Raw genomic sequence first — 20259 nt, 5'->3', positions numbered from 1 at the left:
TATATCTCCTTCCTGAAATAATATGAGCTTGTATTAGTATATGAAGAGTGTATTTAACATGCATGGACGAGAAGAAGAGAAGGATTAGATTTATCCCGTTATTTGCGAGCAGTAAGACTCCCACCTCAAAATCCGGCTGAAGCAAAGAAGATAGGGCTGCTCGTAAAAGCGCGATTGGTAAGGGCTAATAATCAGTGGGGGATGGACACCCTCCACTGATTAAAGTTTCACTTTATCTTTGTGAGAAATAAATAAAGCATAAGAATAAGGAATCTACATAGAGTTCAATGAAAACAGTTGCAAACTATTCATATTTTGTTATGATAGTGTTACGAAAACGTTTGCATAAAAAATTCCGATGGGATGCAAAAGGAGAGAATTAGTATGAATAAGACATGGTGGAAAGAAGCTGTCGCTTATCAAATTTATCCACGTAGCTTTATGGATTCAAATGGTGATGGTATTGGAGATTTACAAGGTATTATTGCAAAACTGGATTATTTACAAGATTTAGGTATAGATGTAATTTGGATTTGTCCAATGTATAAATCACCTAATGACGATAATGGTTATGATATTAGTGACTATCAAGATATTATGGATGAATTTGGTACGATGGAAGATTTTGATGCGCTACTAGATGAAGTTCATAAGCGTGATATGAAGCTTATTATTGATTTGGTTATTAATCATACAAGTGATGAACATCCGTGGTTTATTGAATCACGTTCTTCTAAAGACAATCCGAAGCGTGATTGGTATATTTGGCAGGATGGTAAAGACGGCGTGGAACCAAACAATTGGGAAAGTATCTTTAATGGTTCTGCATGGGAATATGATGAAGTGACAGAGCAATATTATTTACATTTATTCTCGCGTAAACAACCAGATTTGAACTGGGAGAATAAAGAAGTTCGTGAAGTTTTATATGATACTGTTAATTGGTGGCTTGATAAAGGTATTGATGGTTTCCGCGTCGATGCGATTAGTCATATTAAAAAAGAAGATGGCCTCAAGGATATGCCGAATCCAAAAGGGTTAAAGTATGTTCCTTCTTTTGACAAGCATATGAATGTAAATGGTATTCAGCCTTTATTAGAAGAGCTAAAGGAAAATACATTTTCTAAGTACGATATTATGACTGTTGGAGAAGCAAATGGCGTCAAGATTGAAGATGCTGATCTTTGGGTTGGAGAAGAGAACGGTAAATTCAATATGGTATTCCAATTTGAGCATTTAAGCCTATGGGATGCAGAAAAGAAGAAAGATCTTGATGTTGTTGAGCTGAAGAAAGTATTAACGAAGTGGCAAAAAGGATTAGAAAATAAGGGCTGGAATGCTTTATACATTGAAAATCATGATAAGCCACGTATTGTGTCTACTTGGGGAAATGATAAAGAATATTGGCGTGAGAGTGCAACTGCTTTAGGGGCGATGTATTTCTTTATGCACGGTACACCGTTTATTTATCAAGGACAAGAAATTGGGATGACAAATGTTCAGTTCCCAAATATTGAAGATTATGATGATGTAGCGATTAAAAATTTATATCGTGAGAAAATTGCAGAAGGCGTATCTCATCAAGATATGATGGAAATCATATGGGCTTCTTGCCGTGATAATTCACGTACACCTATGCAGTGGAATACTAAAAATAATGCCGGTTTTACAACGGGTACACCTTGGTTCGGCATGAATCCAAATTATGAAGAGATTAATGTTGAAAAGCAGAAAAATGAAGAGGACTCTATTTTCAATTTCTACAAGAAGATGATTGCCTTGAAAAAAGAGCACGATGTATTGAATTATGGTACGTATGATTTACTTTTAGAAGATGATCCGCAAATTTATGCGTATACTCGTACATTAAACGATGAAAAAATCATTGTTATTAGTAATATCTCGAAAGAGGAAGCAGTGTATAATGAGGATAAATTCGCACTAGAACGCAAACGTTTGCTTTTAAATAACTATAAAGTTGCGGAACATGATCAAGTAACTACAGTCACGTTAAAACCTTATGAAACAAGGGTTTATCGCATTTCATAATAAAAAAGGATGCTCTTTGAGCATCTTTTTTTATGAAAAAAAATAAATTTCTATTGCAATGTGAAAACGCTTTTATTAAAATAGATTTATGAAAACGGTTGCGTAACGAAAGAATAAGGGATAAAAGGAATCGTTTTCATAAGAGGAACAGAAATTATAATTTAAATCATTATGTTGTTATAAATAAAGGGGAGGAAGAACAGATGAAAATTACGTCTTTTGATTTTTGGCAAAAGTTTGGGAAGGCATTATTAGTTGTTGTAGCTGTAATGCCAGCAGCGGGCTTAATGATTTCGATCGGTAAGTTAATTGGGATGTCTGCTGGGGATATTAACGCAGTTCATACAATTGCTCGAGTAATGGAAGATATCGGTTGGGCAATTATTACAAATCTACACATTTTATTCGCGGTAGCAATTGGGGGATCTTGGGCGAAGGATCGCGCAGGTGGTGCATTTGCAGCACTATTAGCATTCGTCTTAACAAACAGAATTACAGGAGCTATCTTTGGCGTAAACGCTCAAATGTTAGCGGATTCAAAAGCGACAGTTTCTTCATCATTAGCAGGTGATTTACTTGTAAAAGATTATTTCACTTCTGTACTTGGTGCACCAGCATTAAACATGGGAGTTTTCGTAGGGATTATCACAGGTTTCTTAGGAGCTACTTTATATAACAAATACTACAATTATAATAAACTGCCACAGGCACTAGCATTCTTTAATGGAAAACGATTCGTACCATTCGTTGTAATTGTATGGTCTACAGTCACTGCGATTGTATTATCACTTGTATGGCCATTTATCCAGAGTGGATTAAATGAATTTGGTCGCTGGATTGCAGCATCTAAAGACAGTGCGCCAGTTATTGCACCGTTTGTATATGGAACGTTAGAACGTTTATTATTACCATTTGGATTACATCATATGTTAACGATTCCGATGAACTACACAGAGCTAGGCGGAACATATACGATGTTAACTGGCTCAAAGGTTGGACAAATTGTAGCAGGACAAGATCCATTATGGCTTGCATGGATTACAGATTTAAATAACTTATTAGCAAATGGAGATACGAAAGCATATAACGATTTATTAAATAACGTTGTACCAGCTCGTTTCAAAGCTGGACAAGTTATCGGCTCAACGGCAGCATTAATGGGGATTGCGTTTGCGATGTTCCGTAATGTTGATAAAGAAAAACGTGCAAAATATAAACCAATGTTCTTATCAGCTGCATTAGCAGTATTCTTAACAGGTGTAACAGAACCAATTGAATTCATGTTCATGTTTATTGCGCCAGTATTATATGTTGTATATGCAATTACAACAGGTCTTGCATTCGCATTAGCAGATTTAATTCATTTACGTGTTCATGCATTCGGATTTATCGAGTTAATTACACGTACACCAATGATGATCAATGCAGGATTAACGAGAGATTTAATCAACTTTGTCATTGTTTCATTAGTGTTCTTCGGTCTTAACTTTACGTTATTCAATTTCTTAATTAAAAAATTCAATTTACCAACACCAGGACGTGCAGGTAACTATATTGATAATGAAGATGAGTCAACAGAAGGAACAGGAAATGTACAAGATGGTTCATTAGCAACAAAAGTTATTAATTTATTAGGCGGGAAAGATAATATTGCTGACGTAGATGCTTGTATGACACGTTTACGTGTAACAGTAAAAGATTTAGATGTTGTTGCACCAGAAGCACAATGGAAACAAAATGGTGCTTTAGGACTTATCGTTAAAGATAAAGGTGTACAAGCAGTATATGGCCCGAAAGCTGACGTATTAAAGTCAGACATTCAAGATCTGTTAGGTGCGTAATAATATGAAATTGCTAACTTTAAATTGTCACTCTTGGCAAGAAGAGAATCAAATTGAAAAAATAAAGTATCTTGCTAAAGTAATTCAAGAAGAAGATTATGATGTGGTCGCATTGCAAGAAGTAAGTCAGTCTATACAAACTGAAAATGTATGCGGTAACAAGAAAAAAGATAATTTTGGACTTTTACTGCTAGAAGAGCTAAGAGCATTAAATGTAAAAGAATACAATATTATTTGGGATTTCTCTCATATTGGATATGATGTGTACGAAGAAGGATTAGCAATTATAACAAAGCACAACATTGTAAAGGAAGATACGTTCTTTGTCTCCGAAAATAAGGATACAACGTATTGGAAAACACGCAAAATTGTAAGTGCAACAATTGCTTATAATGGTAAGAATATAACGTTTTACTCTTGCCATCTCGGTTGGTGGAATGATGAAGAAGAGTCATTCCAAGGCCAAGTTGATCGTTTGATGGAGCGTGTAGATAGCAATGAACTTTCCTTCTTAATGGGTGATTTTAATAATAATGCTCGTTTGCAAGGAGAAGGTTATGAATATATGATGCAAAAAGGTTTGTACGACACATACGAACTAGCAATAGAGAAGGATGAAGGAACAACTGTCCAAGGCGAGATTGCTGGTTGGGATGAGAATAAACAAAATTTGCGAATCGATTTAATATTGTTTAACCAAAGTAAAACAGTTCGTTCTTCAAAAGTTATTTTTAATGGTACAAGCCGAAATATAATTTCTGATCATTTCGGTGTAGAAGTACAATTAGATATATAGTAGAAGAAACCCTCACAGATAATGAAAAGTTGTGAGGGTTTTTTGATAAATACAAGTATTTCCAAGAGAAAATACTTGTATTTTTTATGACATTTCCTATATATTTGTTATTATTGAATGTAAAACTAATTTGGTCATTTTGTATTCATACTTCTTTTACTTCGTTATATAATAAAGTAAGTGAAATATTTAATGGGAAAAATAGTATGTTTTCGTTTAATTCACGATGCAGAAAGTGATATAATTGCAAAATGTATGTATCATTTTCTAAAGAAGGAAAAATATATAATTAGGTGATTGCTTATATGAAACAGATTTGGCGTATTTATAAGACAGATTTACGGAATGTAGCTAAACATTGGGCTGCAATTGTTATTGTATTAGGTTTGATGGTTCTACCATCGTTATATGCATGGTTTAACATTAAAGCCTCTTGGGATCCTTACGGAAATACGAAAGGAATCCAGATTGCAGTTTCTAACCAAGATGTTGGATCAAATTTAAGAGGGAAAGATATTAACATTGGGAAAGAAATTGTAGATTCACTTAAGAAGGACAAAAATTTTGGGTGGAAGTTTGTCGATGAAAAGCAAGCAATTTATGGAGTAGAGCGTGGAGATTATTCAGCAAGTATTACTATTCCAAAAGATTTTTCTGAAAAGATTGCAACAGTCTTGAATGAAAATCCACAGAAACCGGAAATTGATTATTACGTAAATGAAAAGGTGAATGCCATTGCACCGAAGATTACAGCTAAAGGTGCATCGGGTCTTACAGAAGAGGTTAGTAAAAACTTTGTTAAAACAGCAAACGGTGAGATTTTTAAAATCTTCAATGACCTTGGAATCGATTTAGAAACTAACTTACCGAGTATTGAGAAGGTCAAGGATCTCGTATTTAAGTTAGAAGCACAGTTCCCAGAAATGAATACACTTGTGGATAAAGCATTAGATGATGCGACTCGAGCAGAAGATGTTGTGAAAGTAGCACAGAAAGAGTTGCCAGTTGTAGAAAGTGTTATTAATGATGGGCAAGATACGCTCAAGAGTTTAGATGCATTTTTTGCAAGAAATGACGAAACGTTGAAACGTGCACCAGGAACGATTAAGAACAATTTAACCGTAATGAAACAGGGGATGGATGGTGCAGCTAAAATTACGGATTATTTAAAAAATCCGGCATTTGATTTTAATCTGACACTTCCAGATCCATCGCAATTACCAGAGTTACCTGTTATAAATATCCCGCAAATCCCGGAAATTCCGGCATTACCGCAAGTGAATGGTGAGGGATACAAAAATATTGCTCAAAATATTGATCAAACTGTAAACAATGTTTTCAATTCTACTCGTGTTGGAACGGCATATGTGAAAAGTGTTATGGATGGTCTTCAAAATAAGGGCGTGGATCCAGCTGTAGCACAGAAAAATGTGCAGGATGCTTCGAAACTTCTCCAAGAACGTATCGATAGTGTTTCGTATTTAATTGATTTCTTTACAGCGTTTAAGGAATCAGCTTCAACGGACTTTGGTAAACAGTTCTTTGGGAACAGAGTAGAAAGTTTAACGGTGCTTAAAAATTCTATGGTGGATGCTAACAATAGAGTTAAGCATGTAGGGGATTTAATTAGTTCCGGGCAAGAGGTTAAACAAGATGTGCGAGATGCTGTAAATCAAAAATTAGATACAGTAAATAATTTAGTAAATCAAGCTGAAAAGGATTATAATGCAACATTTGTAGCTGATTTTGAAAAAGCAGTAAGTACAGCTGAACAACTGAAAAGTAAGGCTGAAAATGTGCAAGAAGATGCGCAGCAACTTAGAGGGAATTTAAATCAAAATATTAACAAAGCGAATGAGATATTAAGCAATGGTAGAAATAGATATGATCAGGCTGTAACGGATTACGGAAAACTAAAAACTAATCTTGAGAAAATAAGAGAAGATCTAAGTAATAAAGGCGTTAATGGATTAGATTCTACAAAAGTAGCCTTAAATGATTTAAATGGACAGTTCCAAGCAGGGTGGAATTTAGTTAATGATATGATTCCTGTTATGGAAAATACAAATAAAGTTTTAGCCGATGTGAATAGTGATAAAAACCTTAATGGCACAATTGCTAAGTTAAATAAAGTAAAAGATGGTTTCCAAAAAGGAAGGGATCTAACAAATAAAGGAATTGACGCTATTAATCAAGGGCAAAAACCAGCAGCAGATGTTATTGAAAGTATTAATGAAGTATCTAAAAGTGTTTCAGGACAATTAGGTGACATCTTAGCTAAATATGATTCAGAAATCGTTCCAAACTTTAACGCAGCAATTGCTCGTACAAAAGAGATGTCTAAAAATACATCTCAAATTTTAGGTGAGGCAGATAAGAAGCTTCCAGATGTGAAAAAATTACTTGAAGACTCATCAAAAGGCTTAGTAGATGGTCAAAAGAAAATTGCAGATATTAAAGCTGAAATGCCAGCTACTGAGAAAAAGATTAAAGAATTAGCAAATAAAATTCGTGATTTTGAATCAGAAGAGGATATAAAAGACATCATACGCTTATTGAAAAATGATGTTGAAAAGCAAAGTGATTACTTCGCAAATCCAGTAAATTTAAAAGAGAATAAATTATTTGCGATGCCGAACTACGGTTCAGCAATGTCACCATTCTATACAGTGCTTGCATTATGGGTAGGCGCACTATTAATGGTTTCGTTATTAACGGTAGAAGTACATGAAGAGGGTGCTAATTATAAGAGCCATGAAATATACTTCGGACGTTTATTAACATTCTTAACGATAGGTCTTTCACAGGCGTTTATCGTATCGATGGGGGATATGTTCTTACTCGGTACGTACGTAGTCGATAAATTCTGGTTTGTGTTATTTAGTTTATTTATTGGGGGAGTATTTGTTTGTATCGTGTACTCACTCGTTTCTATTTTCGGAAACGTTGGGAAATCGATGGCAATTATTTTACTGGTACTGCAAGTAGCAGGATCGGGCGGCACGTTCCCAATTCAAATGACACCACCGTTCTTCCAAGCACTGTATCCGTTCTTACCATTCACATATGCTATTAGTGCAATTCGTGAAACAGTAGGTGGAATGCTTTGGGATATAGTAACTAGAGATTTACTTGTGTTAAGTGCTTTCGTAGTAATCATGGTTGTGGCTGCATTATTACTGAAAAAACCAATTAACAAATCAAGTGAAAAGTTTGTTGAGAACGCAAAAGGAAGTAAAATTATTCATTAAAAATAAAAGGTTCCTACCGATAGTGGTAGGAACCTTTTTGTTTAATCAAATTTTAATTTCTTTAATGCTTCTGCGAATGGATTGTTTAATGGTTCTTCTTCCTCTTTGTTCTGTTGTTTCATATATTTTTGGACGTCACGTTTATCAGCTTTGTTTCCAGATTCTTTTTTACGTCTATCTTGGAATGTAGAAAGTTTCTCACGATAGCCACATTTACATGCGAAAATTTGGCCAGCGCCTTCACCACGAAGTTCTAGTTTCTTTTTACACTGAGGGCAGCGTGCGTTTGTAGTGCGAGATACATTTTTACGATGACCACACTCACGGTCTTGGCAAACGAGCATTTTACCTTTTTTGCCGTTTACTTCTAACATTGGTTTACCACAGTCTGGACAAGACTTCGTTGAAATGTTGTCATGTTTATATTTTTTATCACTCGATTTAATTTCAGCAACAATTTCTTTCGTATAGTTCTTCATTTCTGAAATGAATACTTCTTTCTTTAATTTTCCTTTAGCGATAGCTTCTAACTTTTGCTCCCATTCACCAGTTAGTGTAGGAGATTTCAGTTCTTCTGGCACTAAATCAAGTAACTGACGACCTTTTGAAGTAATATGAATATCTTTACCACGTTTTTCAAGTAAGAACGAATTGAATAACTTGTCGATAATATCAGCTCGTGTAGCTACAGTACCTAATCCACCAGTTGACTTTAACGTGTCAGCAAGTTGTTTGTTTTGCGTATCCATGTATTTTGTTGGGTTTTCCATCGCTGAAAGTAATGTTGCTTCATTAAAGCGTGCAGGTGCTTTTGTTTGACCTGATGTTTGGACAATTAGTTTTATGTTTAATGTATCGCCTTTTTCGATGCGAGGTAAGATTTGTTCTTTTACATCATCGATTGCATCATCATCTTCAAATCGATTTTCATAAACCTCTTTCCAACCAGCATGTAAAATCGTTTTTCCGCGTGCGATGAATGTTTCGTCACCAATTTTCGTGCGCAATGTTAGTTGCTCATATTCAAAGGCCGGGAATAAAACAGCTAAGAAACGTTTTACAACTAAGTCATAAATTTTACGTTCTTTATCTGTGAAAGCTGAGAAGTTTACATAGCTCTCTGTTGGAATAATTGCGTGATGATCGCTTACTTTACTATCATCAACAAATGATTTATTAGATTTTACAGGTTTCTGCAATACTTTATGTGCTAAAGGACGGTATTCTCCAACTCCGCAAGCCTTCAGACGCTCAGGAAGTGTTCCGACAATATCAGATGAAATATAGCGTGAATCTGTACGAGGGTACGTTAAAACTTTATGCTGTTCATATAATTTTTGCATAATGTTTAATGTTTCTTTCGCAGAGTAACCAAATATTTTATTCGCATCACGTTGTAGTTCAGTTAAATCGTAAAGACCAGGAGCGAACGATTTCTTTTGTTTTTTATCAATGTCTACAACAGTAGCATTTTGCTTACTAATTTTGTTCACGATTGTATCAGTTTTTTCTTTATTAAAGCTACGGCTATTTCCTTTTGTATCTTGCCAAGTTAGCTTTAATCTCTCAGCTGTTTGAGCTTCGATACCATAGTAAGTTTGAGCTTTGAAATGTTTGATTTCATCTTCACGGCTTGCAATCATGGCTACAGTAGGTGTTTGCACACGCCCACAATTTAGTTGGGCATTAAAGCGAGTAGTTAATGCTCGAGTCGCATTAAGCCCGATATACCAGTCAGCCTCTGAACGTGCGACAGCCGAAGCATATAGATTGTCATACGCTTTTCCTGGTTTTAAATTTGCGAAGCCATCTTTAATTGCTTTATCGGTAACGGATGAAATCCATAGACGTTTAATCGGTTTCTGCATTTTAACTTTATCGATAATCCAGCGTGCGACCAACTCTCCCTCACGACCGGCGTCAGTAGCTATAATGATTTCATTTACATCTTTTCTAAGAAGCTGACTTTTTACAGCGTTAAACTGTTTCCCTGTTTGTTTAATAACTGTTAGTTTTAAACGCTCAGGTAGCATTGGTAAATCTTCTAAATCCCACTTTTTATATTTCACATCATAGCTTTCTGGATCTGCTAATGTAACGAGATGACCTAAAGCCCAAGTAACAATATATTTACTACCTTCAAGATAGCCGTTTCCTTTTTTATCACATTTCAGTACACGTGCGATATCACGTGCAACAGAAGGTTTTTCAGCAATTACAATACTTTTTGCCATATTTAAAAACATCCTTTCAAATTTCCATACGTTAAATATAGCATACATCTTTGTTCTATTCAGTTTTGCTGAAGGTTTGAACTATTTATGATGAAATATAAAAGAATTTGAAAAAATCGCTCCAACAATTTATGTAGAACAAGATACAAAAGATTACATGAAATCATTTAAAGAAAACACAGAAATGTTAGCAAAAATCTTCGGTAAAGAAGATGCAGCGAAAAAAGAAATTGCAGCAGTTGAAAAAGATGTGAAAGCATTAAATGAAAAAGCTACGAAAAGCGATAAAAAAGGTTTAGTTATTTTAGCGAACGATGGTCAAGTAAGTGCATACGGACCTCAATCTCACTTCGGCATTATTCATGATGTGTTTGGTGTAACACCTGTTGATCCAGAAATTAAAGCAGATACACATGGTAATAAAGTTTCATTTGAGTACATTCTTGAGAAGAACCCTGATTACTTATTTGTAATTGATAGAGGCGTAGTAGCTGGTGGTAAATCTTCTGCTAAACAAGTTGTTGAAAATGAACTTGTAAGTAAAACAAACGCTGTGAAAAACAATAACGTAGTTTATCTTGATGCAAACTACTGGTACTTATCTGGTGGCGGACTTGAGTCTGTATCAGCAATGGTAAAAGAAGTATCAAAAGCTATAAAATAATAGTATAAAAAGAGTGATAGATTCCCTATCACTCTTTTTATATAAGGAAGTAAAGAACTTGTTATTTTACTAGAATAAGAGTAGACTCTGAAGTAGATGAATAAGAAACACATGGGAGTTTGTGGATGCAAACTGAGAGTATGGCTAACCCGTCATTGACCATTTGAACCTGTTGGATAATGCCAGCGTAGGGAGAGTGTAAAAGCACATGTTCAGACACTTTGCGTACGCAAAGTGTCTTTTTGTGTATCTCCCATCATTAAAGTTAGGAGATGAAAAGAATGAATGTACAAGAAATTAGTAAAGTCGTGGAATTGGTGAGAGAGTCTAATCCACTCGTGCATAATATTACAAATGTTGTTGTAACAAATTTTACAGCAAACGGTTTGTTAGCATTAGGAGCATCGCCTGTAATGGCGTATGCAAAAGAAGAAGTAGCAGAAATGGCTAGCATTGCGGACGCGCTTGTTTTAAATATGGGGACACTTCGTCCTGAAGAGGTAGAAGCAATGCTCATTGCTGGGAAATCAGCAAATAAATATCATGTACCAGTATTATTTGACCCAGTTGGGGCAGGAGCAACTTCTTATCGAACAGAAGTGGCGAGACATATTCCAGCTGAAATAGATTTAGCGATAATCCGCGGAAATGCAGCTGAAATTGCTAATGTTATTAATGAGAAATGGGAAATTAAAGGTGTAGACGCTGGTACAGGAAATGGTAATGTTGTAAATATTGCAAAACAGGCAGCGGATGAATTAAATACAGTTGCGGTAATTACTGGAGAAGAAGATGTTGTTACAGATGGAGAGCGAACTATTCTTATTCGAAATGGCCATCCTATTTTAACGAAAGTTACCGGGACAGGCTGCTTATTAACTTCTGTAATAGGAGCATTTGTTGCGGTAGAAAAGGATTATGTAAAGGCAGCAGTAGCCGCATTAACATTCTATGGAGTAGCAGCAGAAATGGCTGCTTCGAAAACAGTAGAGAATGGACCAGGAAGCTTCCAAATTGAATTTTTAAATCAGTTAGCGAATACAACTTCAGATGATATTGAGAAGTATGGGAAGATTGAGGTTATACAGTAAGGAGGGAAACTAGATGTCGCGTATTACAATGGATGAAATGTCTAGGTTATTACCAGTATATTTTATTATGGGAAGTAACAATTGTACGAAGGAGCCACTACAAGTATTGAGAGATGCACTAGAAGGTGGTATAACAATTTTTCAATTTCGTGAAAAGGGAGAAGGGGCTTTAACGGGAGAGAAACGTATTGATTTTGCGAAAGAACTACAAGCGCTTTGCAAGGAGTATGGTGTACCATTCATCGTAAATGATGATGTAGAACTAGCCCTCGAGTTAGATGCAGATGGCGTGCATGTTGGACAAGATGATGAAGGAATTACATCTGTTCGTAAAAAAATGGGAGATAAAATTATTGGAGTATCTACACATACAATTGAAGAAGCACGCTGGGCGATTGAAAATGGAGCCGATTATTTAGGAGTTGGTCCAATTTTCCCGACGAGCACGAAAAAAGATACGAAAGCGGTTCAAGGAACGAAAGGTCTAAAGTATTTTAGGGAACAAGAGATTACAATACCGATCGTTGGGATTGGTGGGATTACAATTGAAAATACGGCTTCAGTTATAGACGCGGGTGCGGACGGTGTTTCAGTTATTTCAGCGATTAGCTTAGCGGAATCTGCGTATGAAAGTACGAAGAAATTAGCTGAGGAAGTAAATAAGAGTTTGTAGAGTCGCAAAATGAGTTGCTTCGTTTATCCCGCTATTTGCGGGCTAATAATCAGTGGGGGATGAACAAAACCCCCACTGATCAAAGTTTCATTTTATTTAAACAAACGTTTGATTAAAAAAGCACAAACCCTTTAAAATTGTAGGTTTGTGCTTTTATTTAAAACATAATTGAAATTAAGAGCATTCCAATTCCGATAGAAGTAAAGGTTGCGATCAGGCCAGGAATCATAAAGCTATGATTTAAAACATATTTGCCAATTCCTGTTGTACCAGTGCGATCAAAATTAATTGCAGCAACGATTGTCCCGTAATTTGGAATGAAGAAGTATCCATTTACTGCAGGGAACATTGCAATAAGTAATGCTGGTGGAATACCAAGTGATAGTCCAAGTGGCACTAAAGCACGAACTGTTGCTGCTTGGCTATACAGTAAAATAGATAGAATGAATAGTGCGATAGCAAATAGCCATGGTGCACTTGTCACTAAGTGTTGAATTGACCCTTGAATTATATTTAAGTTTCCGTTGAAGAAAGTATCTCCCATCCAAGCGATACCAAAAATAGCAACAACTGCTGTTGCGCCTGCTTTAAAGACGTTACCAGTTACAATGCTTTCCACATTTGGTTTACAGAAAATAATAATAAGAGCAGCAATGGTTAACATGATCATTTCAATTGTGTTTGGCATTGACAGACGAACTAATTTCCCATCAATCATCCATCCTGGGCGAAGTGTTTCAAATGAACCGAGAAGTACAACAAGGAAAGTTGCGACTAGGAAAAGAATAACTGATAATTTTGCGCCTTTTGAACCTACAAATTCTTTTTTCTCTTCAAGTTTAGGAATCATTCCCTCTTTTAATCGCTTCAAGTATTCAGGGTCTTCATTTAATTCTTTTCCCATTTTACTAGCAACGAATGCAGCTACCATACAAGCGATGAAAGTAGAAGGGATACTGACTTTTAAAATATCTAACAAGGTGATTTTATAGTCGGCTAACATTGCTAAAAGTGCAACTGTTGCAGCCGATATTGGACTAGCTGTAATTGCCTGCTGGGAAGCGATAACGGCAATTGACATTGGTCGTTCAGGTCTAATTCCTGATTCGCGAGATACTTCGGCAATAACGGGAAGTACAGAATAAGCGACATGACCAGTTCCCGCGCATAGCGTGAATAAATAAGTAACAATAGGAGCAAAAAATGTAATGCGCTTTGGATTTTTTCGTAATGCTTTCTCAGCAAGGTGGACGAGATAATCCATTCCTCCAGCAGCTTGCAAAGCACCGGCAGCTGTAATTACTGCTAAAATCATAAGCATTACATCAATAGGAGGAGCTGTAGGTTGTAAGTGGAAGACGAAAACAAGTATTGCCATACCAACGCCACCCATTACTCCTAGACCAACTCCGCCTAGGCGTGCACCAATAAAAATGCAGAGTAGTAACGTAAGAAATTGTAGCCAAAACATGATAAACTACCTCCGAAATTCGTAAGTTAAGATATATTCGAATAGTTTAATTTGAATGAAAATTAAATAAATATCCGGAATAATCCTTGTGTTATATACGTTTTTTATTATATAACACAAAAAATGTAACATTCACGTATTTTGTTAAATTATTTCGAAAAAATAATAGATTGGAATTTCATATTTATATCTCTAAATAAGTGGACATTTTAATGTTTATGTTGTAATCTTTGAAGGAGAATATTTTAATTCTCATAGAACTCCCATATCGTTCAACTCGTTCAGCGAGAAAGGCAAACTGATGGAAACATGAGGACGCAAAACTACAGGAGCTAAGGTCGAAAGGCTATGCTAGCCAGTTACCGGACGGATAGGGTTGGTCTTGACCAATGCTCTTTTCATTGGTCTTTTTTTTATATTTATATGCAATTGAGAATTATTATCAATTCGGTGTATTTATATTTTGATAGTTTCACTTTAGATGGAGTGAATTAAGAAAGGTGATGTTAATGAAAAAATATTGGCACAAGCTATCGTTTCTTCAAAAAAATGTATTGTTAACCGTACTAGTTATCTTGACGCTTGTTGGAAGTATGGGTGCGTTAAGTTTCAACATGTTTCAAAATAGTATGATGTCTTTATTTGAAAGACAGTCTATTGAAACTGGAGAGATAGTGTTAAATAACCTGGATGCAGAATTAGTTAAAGATATGGCGAAAGATCCTACAGCCGAAAGAGTGAAAAAAGAAAAATTAACAGAGCAATTAGATGAAGTGACAAAAGAATTGAAAAGTGTTGGACAAACGTATGTTACAGGAGCAAAGCCGAATGAAAAGCGAGAATTACAACTCGTTGGTTTGACTACCGAGTTAACAAATGCGGTCCCTGTAAAGCCGGGAGATTATTATGAACAACCGGTTCATTGGATGAATGCATACGATAAAGTAATGGATACGAAAAAGGCTCAGATGACAGAAGTATATGAAGATGAATTAGGTTCGTGGGTGACAATATTAGAGCCAATTAAAGATGAAGAAAACAATATTGTCGCAATTGTTGCGGCGGACTTAGATGCTTCTATCGTTCCTAGTACAAAGAAGAATTTTATGATACAGGGTTTACTCTTTATTATTATTTCATTAGCAATTGCAACTATTACTCAATTCTTTATCGTACGTAACTCGTTAGCTCCATTAAAAGATTTACGAGAGGGATTACGTAAGATTGGTGAAGGTGATTTAAGTATTAAATTAAAAGAAAGACCAGATGATATTGGAATTATTAATGTTTATTTCAATAACACGATCGAGAAATTTAAAGGGATTATTGATAAAGTAAGGCAGACCGCTGAGCAAGTTTCTTCTTCTTCACAAGAATTGTCGGCAAGCACAGAGGAAAACAGTATGGCAGTTCAAGAGATTGCAAGTTCTATTGAAGGTTTAAGAGTAGGGGCACAGTCTCAAGAAACTTCAGTACAACAATGCCTAGGAATTGTGCATGGAATGGAAAATAAGGTAGAAGAGATAACTGGGGCTGCCAAACAAGTTGCAGTTGCCTCAGAAGGTATGGAGCAACATTCAATTGAAGGTAATGAAGTGATTGGACAAATTATTAATCAAATGAGTTTAATCCAAAATGCAGTAAAAGATTTATCTTCCATCATTTATTCGTTGGAAATAAGGTCAAAAGAAATTAGTGATATTGTAACTGTAATTACAGGTATTTCAAATCAAACAAATTTACTAGCTTTAAATGCTTCTATTGAAGCTTCACGTGCTGGAGCAGCTGGAAGAGGGTTTGCAGTTGTTGCTGATGAAGTACGCAAATTAGCAGAACAAACTGAAACGTCAGCGAAAGATATAGCAAAATTAATTAGTGAGACGCAAGCTGAAACAGAAGAGGCTGTAATTTCAATGCAGAAAGGTTCAAAAGAAGTAGAATCTGGAATTACTCTTGTTCAAAGTAGTGGTGCGTTCTTCGAGAAAATTTCAAAGTCAGCACAGTCTGTTACAAATCAAGTTAGGGCTGTTTCTAGTAACTCAAGTGATATTTTACAAAATAGCCAGAATATCCTTCAAGTCGTAAATGAATTATCACATATTGCAAATACTTATGCGAATAGCAGTAGTAATGTTGAAGAGAGTATGAAGGAGCAAGAAATATCAGTACAAGATATTGCAGAATTAGCGACTTCTTTAAGTTGGCTTTCTCAGGAATTACAAGAGCTAATTGGTGAGTTTAAAAGCGAATAAGGAGAAAGTGAAATTCTAATCAAGGGTTGGTTTATCCAGCCCTCTGATTATGAGTTGAACCAATCTGCCCGTTAATACGGGATAAAAAAAGGTGTGGATTTTCACACCTTTATTATATTTAGGAGAGGAATTTACATAAATATGAAATTAGCGATTTCTTATAATGAGATGGTGAAAGAATTTTTAGGGGAAATAGAAGGGAATATTAAAATACCTAAAGATATTCAAGAGATAGAGTTTGGAATAAAAAGAAAAACTATACCATTTACAAAACTGACTCATATTGTAGATTTAATAGGAGCAACTGCAACGTGGTTATATCATATTTCTAAAGAAAAGCACATTATCGTGCTTTATCATATAAGAGGAAGTTTATTTCCTATTACTATTGAAGTTTCTAATTTTCTCTCCTATGAAAGTTTAAATTTGCAGATTGTAGAGCAAGTAGAACAAATCCAAGAAATGAATGAGGAAGAAATAGAAAAGTTTCAAAACAGTAATAATCCATCTGAAATGTCACCTATTATTATTGGTGAAATGTATTATGATTTACAAGACAAAAATACGTTGCAATTTGTATTGAATAAAAATATGCAAAGTGTAGAAATGATATTTAATAGTGTTAATTGGAAAGAGACAACAATTATTCGTTATGCACAACAAATAAATGGTGTTTTAATTGATGCATTACAAAATACAAGTAAGTATATAAATCATTTTAATATTATTACAGAGGCCGAGATGGCACTCTATAATCAAGTGAATGACACGACAGCAGTATATCCTGAAAAAAGTATCATTGATATGTTCTATAAAACGGTTACTCAATTTCCGAATCGTATAGCTTTATCTTCAAAAGAAGGTACTTTAACTTATGAGGAGTTAAATAAAAAAAGTAATCAAATAGCTCATATGTTAATTAAAAGCGGTGTGCAATTAGGAGACTATGTTGGAATATTTATGAAACGTAGCATAGACACAGTGGTAAGTATGATAGCTATATTGAAAGCTGGCGGGGCGTATGTTCCGATTGATCCAGATTATCTGGAAAATAGAATTCAATACATTATTCAAGATAGCCAAGCGAAAGTTATTTTGATGAAAGAAACGCCTATACCATTTGATGGGGTTCAAACTGTATCAATTTATGATAGTGAGAGTTATGAAGTGACAGATGTAAAGCGTCCTATTCATTGTGATGATATGGCATATATGATTTATACATCTGGTTCAACAGGAAATCCGAAGGGAACGATGTTAGCGCATAGAGGGGTTGTTAATCTATACACTTGGATGCAAAGGCAATATGAATTGACAGAAGAGGATATATTTGCACAATTTCCTTCCTTTAGCTTTGATGCTTCTGTATGGGAGTCATTTGCTTCTTTATTCTGCGGAGGAAACTTGTATGTATTATTAGAGGAGGAGCGATTGTCTGTAGAAGCATTTGCAAATGCAATCTATAAAGTGAAAGCAACTTCGATCTTGGCGTTGGCGACGATTTTTGTTCGACAAGTAGCAACTTATTTAGCAGAAGAAGATGTATACAAGCTAGCTTCCTTAAAAAGAATTGCTATTGGCGGTGAAATGTTGCCTGTAGAGGTTATTAAATTGTGGAGAGAAAGAATAGGGACGAATGTTGAAATTCATAATGTATACGGACCGACAGAATGTACTGTAGTAACAACAACCTATCAAATACCTAGTCAGTTGAATGAGGATGGTGCGAGTATTCCAATTGGTAAGCCATGTGCCAATTATCAAGTTATGATTTTGGATGAGAATATGAATCATTGTCCAATTGGTGTACCTGGTGAATTGTATATAGATTCAGTAGGACTAGCAAAAGGGTATTTTAATAAGCCTGAAAAAACACTTGAAGCTTTTGTTCCGAACCCTTTTAATCCTATAGTTAATATATATAAAACAGGTGATATTGTTAAGTTACTAGAGGATGGAAATATAGAGTTTTTACACCGGAAAGATGATCAAGTAAAGATTAGAGGTCATCGTATTGAATTAGGAGAAATTCAAAGTAAAATTTCTCAAAATCATAATATAAAAGAAAATGCTGTTTTTGCTAAGAAGAGTAAGGAAGGTAGCCAGTATTTAATCGCATTCTATACAACTTTAAACAAAAAGGAAATACCAGAATTAGTTTATCAGTTACAAGAGCAGTTACCCGATTATATGGTGCCATCTAAACTAATTTATATTAATGAACTACCACTTACACCAAATAAAAAGATTGATGTTAAGAAGCTAGCCCAGTTAGAAGAAAAGTATGAGCCGGTCCGTCTACAAGAATATGTTGCGCCTTCTACTAAAGCAGAAAAACAGATAGCGGACGCTTGGGCGGAGGTATTAGAAATTTCAAAAATTGGAGTGCATGATGATTTCTTTACAATTGGTGGACATTCATTGAAGGTATTGCGAGTCTTAACATTGTTAAAGGAAGGTTTTTCATATTTAACAATTCAAGATTTCTTTAAAGAAAGAACGATATATGGATTAGCTCGAATTGAGAGAGAAGTAAAAGTAGAGACAGGAGAAGTATTCCGTGAATATAAGGTGATTCACGAACCGGATACTATTACATATTTAAACGTTTTGGAAGACAACCACATTTCAAATATCTTTTTAACCGGAGCTACTGGTTATTTGGGATCGCACATATTATATGAATTACTGAGAGATACATCTGCTACCATTTATTGTTTAGTAAGACCGACAAAAGATGTGCAGCAAAGAATTATAGATACATTAACAAGCTACTTTAATGATATATGTGAAGAGTGGTTACAGCGTATACAGGCCGTACCTGGTGATCTGGGAGAAGAGTATCTTGGGATGAGCGAAGAAGAATTTATTTTCATCAGTTCTAAGATGGATACGATAATTCATTGCGGTGCAGATGTAAGACATTTTGGAGATGTAAAACAATTTGAAAATGTAAATGTCCAAGGAACTAGCCGTATGCTAGCATTAGCTGAGAATGGTGCTACATTCCACTTTATTTCTACAATTGGTATTCCCATAGAATTAGCGGTAGAGCAATGGGATATATACATGAAAACAGGTGATTTTAATTACAGTGTAGACTTAGAGAATGTATATTCAAATAGTAAACTACAAGCGGAAAACATTGTTCGTGACGCGATGAAAAATGGCTTACGTGGAAATATTTATCGTGCAGGTAATTTAGCATGTCACTCAGAAACGGGTTCGTTCCAACAAAACATTGAAGGGAACGCATTTTATCGTCTTATTAAAACGATGCTTCTAATTGGAAAAGCACCAAATGTGAAGTGGAAAGTTGATTTCACACCAATTGACTTTGCTAGTAAATCAATTGTATCGTATTTACAAGATTCGCAAATTATAGGAGAGACGTTACATATTTGTCATCCACATCAAGTTGAATTTGAACATTTTATACAGCTAATTGAGGAATGTGGATACAACCTTGAAATGGTTTCACTTTCGGAATATGTAAATACAGGGCTTGAATTAGCGAAGGGAAATGAAGTAATAGCAGAGCTAATTGCTTCTCAAGTTGCAGGAGATGGAGCAGAGCAATCTGAAATTGTAATGGGTACTCGTAGAACGAATGAATGGATTAAGAAAAAAGAAATGGTAGTGCCAGCGATTAATAAAGAATTTATTCAGCAATTATTAGCTCATGGTGAAAAAATTGGATACTTTCCAAAAATAATGAAATGATTATGCATGCTTTTGTTTGTTCAATAAAATAAATCGTGCTACAATGAAGACGAATTAAGAACCGGGGAGCCAATTGGCTGAGAGGATGTAAGTATACATCGACCCTCAACCTGATCTGGATAATGCCAGCGTAGGGAGTTACTTTAAAGTGATGTAGCATAAGTTATTATAGAATAACTTGTATACAAGGCTTTCCTACACGGTAGGAAAGCCT

The 20259-nt window shown here is 35.2% G+C and carries 10 protein-coding genes, 1 pseudogene and 3 riboswitches; of the genes and pseudogenes, 9 read left to right on the top strand and 2 right to left on the bottom strand.

Annotated features, from left to right (window positions below):
* Positions 1-384 precede the first annotated feature (384 nt).
* The 4 genes from FT637_RS21415 to FT637_RS21400 all read left to right on the top strand — a co-directional run bounded on the left by FT637_RS21415 (position 385) and on the right by FT637_RS21400 (position 7937).
* The gene (locus tag FT637_RS21415) at positions 385-2049 is read left to right on the top strand and encodes a glycoside hydrolase family 13 protein (RefSeq protein WP_193648010.1); all 1665 of its coding nucleotides are present in this window, start codon (positions 385-387) and stop codon (positions 2047-2049) included.
* Between the two features lie 203 nt (positions 2050-2252).
* Positions 2253-3890, top strand: a complete 1638-nt coding sequence (locus tag FT637_RS21410; protein ID WP_193648009.1) for a PTS transporter subunit IIBC — start codon at positions 2253-2255, stop codon at positions 3888-3890.
* Between the two features lie 4 nt (positions 3891-3894).
* Positions 3895-4686, top strand: a complete 792-nt coding sequence (locus FT637_RS21405; protein WP_193648008.1) for an endonuclease/exonuclease/phosphatase family protein — start codon at positions 3895-3897, stop codon at positions 4684-4686.
* Between the two features lie 305 nt (positions 4687-4991).
* Positions 4992-7937: a YhgE/Pip domain-containing protein gene (locus FT637_RS21400; protein ID WP_193648007.1), complete on the top strand. Its 2946-nt coding sequence runs from the start codon at positions 4992-4994 to the stop codon at positions 7935-7937.
* Positions 7938-7978: 41 nt separating this feature from the next.
* Here FT637_RS21400 and topB read toward each other — a convergent pair whose 3' ends face one another.
* Positions 7979-10171, bottom strand: coding sequence for a DNA topoisomerase III (gene topB, locus FT637_RS21395; RefSeq protein WP_193648006.1), 2193 nt, complete (start codon positions 10169-10171; stop codon positions 7979-7981).
* Positions 10172-10271: 100 nt separating this feature from the next.
* Here topB and FT637_RS21390 point away from each other — a divergent pair.
* The 3 genes and pseudogenes from FT637_RS21390 to thiE form a co-directional block, all read left to right on the top strand.
* Positions 10272-10835, top strand: a pseudogene (locus tag FT637_RS21390) (siderophore ABC transporter substrate-binding protein); the annotation flags it as partial.
* A gap of 101 nt (positions 10836-10936) precedes the next feature.
* A riboswitch (TPP riboswitch) is annotated at positions 10937-11046 on the top strand.
* 70 nt (positions 11047-11116) lie between these two features.
* Entirely contained in the window at positions 11117-11926 is an 810-nt protein-coding gene (thiM, locus tag FT637_RS21385; protein WP_193648005.1) for a hydroxyethylthiazole kinase, read from the top strand.
* 13 nt (positions 11927-11939) lie between these two features.
* Positions 11940-12599 carry a thiamine phosphate synthase gene (gene thiE, locus FT637_RS21380; RefSeq protein ID WP_193648004.1) on the top strand — a complete coding sequence of 220 codons (660 nt, stop codon included), beginning with the start codon at positions 11940-11942 and terminating at the stop codon, positions 12597-12599.
* 157 nt (positions 12600-12756) lie between these two features.
* On the opposite strand, the gene FT637_RS21375 is transcribed toward thiE, so the two are convergent.
* Complete coding sequence (locus tag FT637_RS21375) at positions 12757-14070, bottom strand: anaerobic C4-dicarboxylate transporter family protein (protein WP_193648003.1); 1314 nt, start codon at positions 14068-14070, stop codon at positions 12757-12759.
* Positions 14071-14352: 282 nt separating this feature from the next.
* A riboswitch (cyclic di-GMP riboswitch) is annotated at positions 14353-14437 on the top strand.
* Positions 14438-14579: 142 nt separating this feature from the next.
* Here FT637_RS21375 and FT637_RS21370 point away from each other — a divergent pair.
* Both FT637_RS21370 and FT637_RS21365 read left to right on the top strand, forming a co-directional pair.
* Entirely contained in the window at positions 14580-16322 is a 1743-nt protein-coding gene (locus FT637_RS21370) for a methyl-accepting chemotaxis protein (protein ID WP_193648002.1), read from the top strand.
* Between the two features lie 141 nt (positions 16323-16463).
* Positions 16464-20045 (top strand): amino acid adenylation domain-containing protein, encoded by a 3582-nt coding sequence (locus FT637_RS21365; RefSeq protein ID WP_193648001.1) that lies wholly within the window; start codon positions 16464-16466, stop codon positions 20043-20045.
* A 52-nt stretch (positions 20046-20097) separates the two neighbouring features.
* Positions 20098-20199, top strand: a riboswitch (TPP riboswitch).
* Positions 20200-20259 lie beyond the last annotated feature (60 nt).

Origin of the sequence: Bacillus cereus (assembly GCF_015071065.1) — a bacterium.
GTDB classification, from domain to species: domain Bacteria; phylum Bacillota; class Bacilli; order Bacillales; family Bacillaceae_G; genus Bacillus_A; species Bacillus_A cereus_BA.
The sequence above is the reverse complement of the archived record's forward strand: the minus strand, read 5'-3'. Positions and strand labels throughout refer to the sequence as shown.

Coding starts and splice junctions, on each gene's coding strand:
- FT637_RS21370 (WP_193648002.1), top strand. CDS start 14,580: ATGAAAAAATATTGGCACAAGCTATCGTTTCTTCAAAAAAATGTATTG.
- thiE (WP_193648004.1), top strand. CDS start 11,940: ATGTCGCGTATTACAATGGATGAAATGTCTAGGTTATTACCAGTATAT.
- topB (WP_193648006.1), bottom strand. CDS start 10,171: ATGGCAAAAAGTATTGTAATTGCTGAAAAACCTTCTGTTGCACGTGAT.
- FT637_RS21365 (WP_193648001.1), top strand. CDS start 16,464: ATGAAATTAGCGATTTCTTATAATGAGATGGTGAAAGAATTTTTAGGG.
- FT637_RS21410 (WP_193648009.1), top strand. CDS start 2,253: ATGAAAATTACGTCTTTTGATTTTTGGCAAAAGTTTGGGAAGGCATTA.
- FT637_RS21405 (WP_193648008.1), top strand. CDS start 3,895: ATGAAATTGCTAACTTTAAATTGTCACTCTTGGCAAGAAGAGAATCAA.
- FT637_RS21400 (WP_193648007.1), top strand. CDS start 4,992: ATGAAACAGATTTGGCGTATTTATAAGACAGATTTACGGAATGTAGCT.
- FT637_RS21375 (WP_193648003.1), bottom strand. CDS start 14,070: ATGTTTTGGCTACAATTTCTTACGTTACTACTCTGCATTTTTATTGGT.
- FT637_RS21415 (WP_193648010.1), top strand. CDS start 385: ATGAATAAGACATGGTGGAAAGAAGCTGTCGCTTATCAAATTTATCCA.
- thiM (WP_193648005.1), top strand. CDS start 11,117: ATGAATGTACAAGAAATTAGTAAAGTCGTGGAATTGGTGAGAGAGTCT.